The following is a 6,735-nucleotide window of genomic DNA, read 5'->3' as shown; positions in this document are numbered from 1 at the left end:
CTCAAAATCTCCCCACAAAAGCAAGCAAAATTTTGCCAATAATTGTTAAGTTTTGTTAAAAGGAAATGGAGAGATCGGCCTTTATTTTTTCCCTTGCAGTAAGCCAAAACGAATTAAACCCGACTCGTAACCGCGCCGCATTAACCCTAAAGATAAAGCTCCTTGGATAGTAGTGTAACCGCTTGCTAACCAACCAGCGATCGCATCTGTGGTTAGGGCCGAGTCAATCACCACATCCCAAAAAGCGGCCACCGATAGGGACCAATCATCGGTTTTTAGGTCTTGAAAGCCAATTTCACGGGCAATATCGGCGTATTCTGGCAAAGAAATCACATAGGGGAGACAATAAACCTGATAAATCTCGTTTAATAGTTTAATCTCCCCTTCCGTTAAATTACCAGCCAGGGAAGTGGTGGGACGATGACACCAAGTGGCCATCAAAAAAGTCCCCCCGGGCTGCAAAACCCGATAACATTCCCGCAGAAATTGCCTTTTATCGGGCATATGTTCGCCACTTTCCAATGACCAGACCAGATCAAAATTATTCTCAGGAAAAGGGGTTTTTAGGGCATCAGCCACACAAAAACTGACTTTTTCTTCTAAATTGAACTCTTGCGCTCTTTGGCTGGCTCTAGCGGCTTGTACCGGGGAAAGGGTAATCCCCACCGCTTGGCTGTGAAATTTTTCGGCCAGATAAAGGCTACTGCCACCAATACCACAACCCACATCGAGAATCTGATTAGCGCCGGTGACACCACCCCAAGTTAATAATTCTTCTATTAAATCAATTTGTGCCTGACGGCGATCGAGTTTAATCTTGCCACCGCGACCGTAGTAACCATGGTGCATATGTTCGCCCCAAATCCTTTCCCACAGTCCACTAGAGGAGTCATAAAAATCGGCTATTCGTTGCTCAAGTTCCATGGTGATTTCCTAAGTAAGTGGGTGGAATTAAAGATAAGAGGTTTCCGACATAAGAAGTTTCTCCAGTATTGAGTTCCGATGTTTCTAGTTTAAAAGATTTAGGCGGACAAAGTACACACAAAAGAAGAGGAGGAAATCATCAGTCTTTAGAGAGAGTTGACAGAAAGGTAGCCAGTGGCATAATATTCCCGAAGATGTGGTTCGTCGTCGTTATGAGCGGGGACGTAAGCTGTTCGTAATTTAAATTGCTTGTTGAGACGAGGCAAAAGGCAAGAGGCAAAAGGCAACAGTAAAGGGATTGGGGGAGGTTCGGCTAATCTAAGAATAAGCGGTTTAAATGCGTCTTAGCTTATTAACGTGACCCAGTTGTATTTACCCTTATGCGATACTTGGATTATCTATCTGTAACTCAAATGACTGAATCCACCTTAACAGAACTGCATCAGAAAATCGATGCTGGTGTGAGAATAGCGATCTAGGAGAGTCTATCAGCATTTTAAAAGATGGCTAAATTGTCACCTTAACGGCCGGGCAAATTCCCCCAAAATCACAATAATAAATGCTTTCAGTATCAAGATTTGGTAGTATTAAATAGGTAGGGAAATTTTATGACTAGAATTAAGCGTAGGCAATTACTATCCCTGACTGGTTCTTTATTAGCAACTTTAGGATTGAGCCAGTTGGAATTGAAACAGCGAGCCATTCTTTATCGTAGCGTACTGGCAGAGAATACACCTCGTAAACGGGCATTATTAGTGGGTGTTAATAATTACCCCGATACTAGATGGATAGCCCTTGAAGGCGCAGTCAATGATGTCAAACTACAACAGGAATTACTCATTCACCGTTTTGGATTTCAGTCCGATCAAATCTTGCTTTTAACTGATCATGAAGCAACTCGTGAGAATATCCTACAAGCGTTTGAAGAGCATTTAATTCAATGGGCGCAACCCGGTGATGTGGTAGTTTTTCACTTTTCTGGTCATGGTTCTCAAGTTTTTGATCCCGATCAAATTTTTCAAGATGGGCAAGTTAGCACGATTGTTCCTGTTGATAGCATTCTGCCTCCAGGTTATCCCAATAAAGGAGGAAAAGTTAATGATATTACAGGTCATACTTTGTGGTTGTTAATGCAAGCAATTAATACAGAAAATGTCACTTTTGTTCTGGATAGTTGTCACTCTGGAGGGGCAAGAAAAGGCATCTTAACAGTGCGATCTCGCCCTGGAAATCGGGAGTTAAAGGAGTTAAACCGGACTGAAAACTCTAACATCCAACTGTTAGCAAGTCCCCAGGAACAGGAATATCAAAAACAACTGATGTCCAGACTCAACTTGACCGCTTCAGACTTGGCCACAGAGCGAAAAAAAGGCGTTCCCAAAGGCATAATGCTCGCGGCTGCTAGAAATGACCAAGCGGCGATCGATGCTTCCTTTGGCGATACGGCTGCCGGTATCTTTACATATACCTTGACTCGCTATCTCTGGCAGCAAACCGGAGGCGATTCAGTTAGTCAAGTAATGATAAGTGCGACGGCTACTACCGATCGCATTTTACGGGAATATTTCCCGACGGCTGGTTTATTACAGCAACCGGAATTTAATACTAGGGAGGGAAGTAACAACAGCCAGCAAGCGGTTTATTTTCTCAAACCAGATCAGAAAATCCCTGCTGAAGCTGTGGTCACTCAAGTGCAGGGAAATCGGGTGGATCTGTTTTTGGGAGGGATCGATCCGCGTACCTTAGCAGCATTCGGTCGGGGGGCAATTTTAACTTTAGTGGATGGGGAAGGGAAAGAACGAGGTCAAGTTCAGATAGAGTCCCGTCAAGAGTTGACAGCTAAAGGGAAACTGATGCAGACAAGAGATAATATTGCTTCCGGGACTCTACTTCAAGAGCGATTGCGGGCCATTCCCAGTAATTTAACTCTCCGAATTGCCTTAGATGCTTCCTTAGGACAGGAACAAGCAGCAGCCAAGCAAGCTTTACAAGGGATTAAATCCATCGAAGCGGTTTCCTCAGATGAGACAGATATCCACTATATTCTGGGTCGAGTGACTCCCGCTTACTATCAACAATTGCAGAAACTTAAAGTGACTCCCTTACCAGAAATAGGTAGTCTGGCTCTATTTTCTCTGGCTGCGGATCTGATTCCGGGTTCAGCTGGGATTTCAGGAGAAAGTGTAACTGATGGAGTCAAACGATTGCAAGCGAAACTAAAATCCTTGTTAGCAGCGAGGTTAGTCAAGCTAACCCTCAATGCGACTTCCTCTCGCTTGAGTGTAGCTGCGGCGATGGAAGCGGTAGATGGTGGCCAATTGGTGGCAGAATCGTTTACGGTTAGGGGTGCAAAGTCAGGCAGTTTCAGTCAAAACAGAGGGGTGCGCGGTTTAACCAGTAACGCGCAAAAAATCAAGCAGGGGACTCAAGTACAATTTCTCGTACAAAATAACGAGTTAGTTCCTCTCTATAAGTCCCTAGGCAAAATTAATTACACATATCTCACTAGCTCTTGTCTTTTGCCTTTGGCATGATTGCCTATCCTAACCAAGAAATTAATTTTGCACGACTACTTATTACTGTTTTACTTATTAGCGTAGATGGGACGCTTACCGTGCTTTCGCCTTTACCGGGGACGGGAGATAATTCTCCTGTGACTCCGGGGGAAAAAATTCAGATTCCCGATCGAAATCGAGGGGAAAGGTATAAATTTAAGGTAGCGGGTGAAACGGGAATAGCGGAAGTGTTGGTTATTGCTACTACTACTCCTTTAACCAAAGCTGTGGAATTGTTGCCGGTTTTAGCTACAGAGAGGGGGGATAATCTGAGAGGGACACCTATAGATTTAACTCAGCCGGATGAGGCGATTTCTAGCCTTCTGGATGATTTAGATGGGGGTAGTCGGAGAAGTGGGACAGTTTCTAATTCAAGAGTGCGTCAGATTGATACTCGACAGATGGCTGCTATGTCGATTAGTTTTGAGGTTACTGATCCCAGGCGCTAACCTTTTAATTTTATATTAGTAAATCCTACAATTATATAGCCATGAATTACCGCAAAAATGATATAACAAAATCACAAAGATTGATATACTTGTTTCTTACTTTTCTCGCTATAACAGGGACAGTTACTATTCCTGCATTCTGGGTGTCGTTGACTTCTTCAGCTTTGGCGCAAACCCAATCGGACAGGAAAGCGGAAACTGATAGACTGATACAACAAGGAATTCAGCAATATCAAACCAATCAATATCCAGCCGCAATTGAATCTTGGGAGAAAGCGTTAACGATATTTCAAGAGATCGGTGATCGTCCTTCGGAAGCAAAAGTTCTCTACAATCTTGGGGGAGTTTACGAGAATTTGGGACAGCACTCTAAAGCGTTAGAATACTATCAACAAGCCTTACCAATTACGCGAGAAGTGAATGATCGCAATGGAGAAGGTATCACTCTTCACGGGTTTGGGTTCGTTCATTGGAACCAAGGACAGTACCCTCAAGCATTAGAATACTACCAACAGGCCTTACCGATTTTTCAAGAAGTGAAAAATCGATCTTGGGAAGGCTTTACCTTTAACAATATTGGCGCAGTTTACGACAAATTGGGAAACTATGCCAAGGCTTTAGAATACTACCAGAAAGCTTTGCCCATTAAACGAGAATTGCGCGATCTTGCTGGAGAAGGAAACATCCTCAACAATATCGGGTTAGTTTACCGCAATTTGGGACAGTACCCCGATGCTTTAGACTCTTTCCAGCAAGCCTTAGCGATTATAGAAAAAGCGGTTGATCGCCTTGTGGAAGGAAGAATTCTCAATAATATGGGGGGAGTTTACCACAGTCAGGGACAATACTCTCAAGCCTTGAAATATTACCAGCAAGCCTTGACAATTTTCCAAGAATTGCCCGATCGCACTGGAGAAGGAATCACTCGCAGCAATATGGGGGAAATTTACCAAGAGCTGGGACAGTATCCCGATGCTTTAAAATATTACCAGCAAGCTTTGGCAATTTTGCAAGAAGTGGGTGATCGCGCTGGAGAAGGAAAAACTCTTAATAATATTGGGTTAGTTTATCGCAGTCAGGAACAATACCCTAAGGCTTTGGAAAAGGCTTTAGAATATTACAAGCAAGCCTTGACAATTTTCCAAGAATTGCCCGATCGCACTGGAGAAGGCAAAACTCTCAATAATATTGGGGCAGTTTACGGCAATATGAGAGATTACCCCAAAGCATTAGAATACTACCAGCAGGCTTTAACAATTGAGCGAGAAATGAATGATCGCACTGGAGAAGGCAAAACTCTCAACAATATCGGAGAAATTTACCGCAATCGGAGAGAATACCCCAAAGCCTTAGAATCCTACCAACAAGCTTTGGGAATTATACAAAAAGTGGGTGCTCCTGCTGAAGAAGGTATCATTCTCAACAATATTGGAGGACTTTACGGCAATATAAGAGAATATGAAAAGGCTGAAAGATACCTTTTTGATGCTGTTAAGGTTTTTGAATCCGTGCGACGACAAGACTTAACTGATACTGATAAAGTCTCTATCTTTGAGAGGCAGACTTCCAGCTATCGTATGTTACAAGAAGTCTTGATTGCTCAACAAAAAATGAATCAGGCTCTTGAGATTGCCGAAAGAGGCAGAGCTAGGGCTTTTGTCGAACTATTAGCTAGAAAAATATCAGATAATCCGGATAAGCAACCTTCTCCTGAATCTCCGAGTATTCAGCAAATCCAAAAAATTGCTAAGGAGCAAAATGCCACCCTTGTTGAATATTCAATTGTTGGGGAAAATAATGATTTGAACCTATATATTTGGGTTGTTCAACCAACGGGTCAAGTAGAATTTCGACAAGTAAATCTGCAACAATTCTTCAATACCTCTCTAGAAAATTTTGTTACTAGCACTCGCCAATCAATCGGAGTTAGGGGAAGAAGTAGTATCGAAGTAGTGCCGCTTGATGACTCTGAAGCAAAAAATCAATTAAAACAACTCCACAAATTACTTATAGAACCTATTGCGGATTTACTCCCCACCGATCCTAACGCTCATGTTATTTTCATGCCTCAAGGAGAACTCTTTTTAGTACCTTTTCCTGCTTTACAAGATGCTAATGGCAAATACCTAATTGAAAAACACACAATTCTCACTGCACCCGCCATTCAAGTGTTAGACTTAACCCAAAAACAACGAGTAAAAGTTCAACAAGCTAACCCGAAAGGACTTGTCGTTGTCGGCAATCCTACCATGCCAAAAGTAACTATCAAAATTGGCGAACCACCAGAACAACTTAATCCCTTACCAGCAGCAGAAAACGAAGCTATTACTATTGCTAAACTACTCAATACTAAAGCTTTAACAGGCAACCAAGCCACTAAAAAAGCTATCCTTTCCCAATTACCTCAAGCCAGAATTATTCATCTAGCAACCCATGGTTTATTAGATGATTTTAAAGGATTAGGAGTACCCGGTGCGATCGCTCTTGCACCTTCTGGTAATGATAATGGTTTACTTACTGCTGATGAAATTCTCGACTTAAAACTGAATGCGGAATTAGTGGTTTTAAGTGCTTGCGATACGGGAAGGGGACGCATTACTGGAGATGGTGTAATCGGATTATCCCGTTCTTTAATTACCGCAGGAGTGCCAAGTATTATTGTTTCTTTATGGTCAGTTCCCGATGCACCTACAGCAAGTTTAATGACTGAATTTTATCGCAATTGGCAAGAGAAAAAACTAGATAAGGCCCAGGCGTTGCGACAGGCAATGTTAACCACCATGAAAAACCATCCTAATCCGAAAGAT

4 protein-coding genes are annotated in these 6,735 nt (G+C 42.5%); 3 read left to right on the top strand and 1 reads right to left on the bottom strand.

The window, feature by feature from the left end; translation table 11 throughout:
- Nucleotides 1-81 precede the first annotated feature (81 nt).
- Nucleotides 82-924, bottom strand: coding sequence for a methyltransferase domain-containing protein (locus PX636_RS05730; protein WP_288116463.1), 843 nt, complete (start codon nucleotides 922-924; stop codon nucleotides 82-84).
- A 608-nt stretch (nucleotides 925-1,532) separates the two neighbouring features.
- Between PX636_RS05730 and PX636_RS05725 the strand changes: the two genes are divergently transcribed.
- The 3 genes from PX636_RS05725 to PX636_RS05715 form a co-directional block, all read left to right on the top strand.
- On the top strand, nucleotides 1,533-3,458 hold the full coding sequence (locus PX636_RS05725; protein WP_288116462.1) for a caspase family protein: 1,926 nt from the start codon (nucleotides 1,533-1,535) through the stop codon (nucleotides 3,456-3,458).
- Nucleotides 3,437-3,928: a DUF4384 domain-containing protein gene (locus PX636_RS05720; protein ID WP_288116461.1), complete on the top strand. Its 492-nt coding sequence runs from the start codon at nucleotides 3,437-3,439 to the stop codon at nucleotides 3,926-3,928. Before PX636_RS05725 ends, PX636_RS05720 begins: the two co-directional genes overlap by 22 nt.
- Before the next feature lie 149 nt (nucleotides 3,929-4,077).
- A partial coding sequence (locus PX636_RS05715; protein ID WP_288116460.1) for a CHAT domain-containing protein occupies nucleotides 4,078-6,735 on the top strand: 2,658 nt, incomplete at its 3' end.

The organism is Microcystis sp. M53598_WE2 (assembly GCF_030067735.1).
Lineage (GTDB): Bacteria > Cyanobacteriota > Cyanobacteriia > Cyanobacteriales > Microcystaceae > Microcystis > Microcystis aeruginosa.
The sequence above is the reverse complement of the archived record's forward strand: the minus strand, read 5'-3'. Positions and strand labels throughout refer to the sequence as shown.

Bases quoted from the DNA above. Each gene is read 5' to 3' on its own strand.
- PX636_RS05730 (WP_288116463.1), bottom strand. From the start codon at position 924: ATGGAACTTGAGCAACGAATAGCCGATTTTTATGACTCCTCTAGTGGA.
- PX636_RS05725 (WP_288116462.1), top strand. From the start codon at position 1,533: ATGACTAGAATTAAGCGTAGGCAATTACTATCCCTGACTGGTTCTTTA.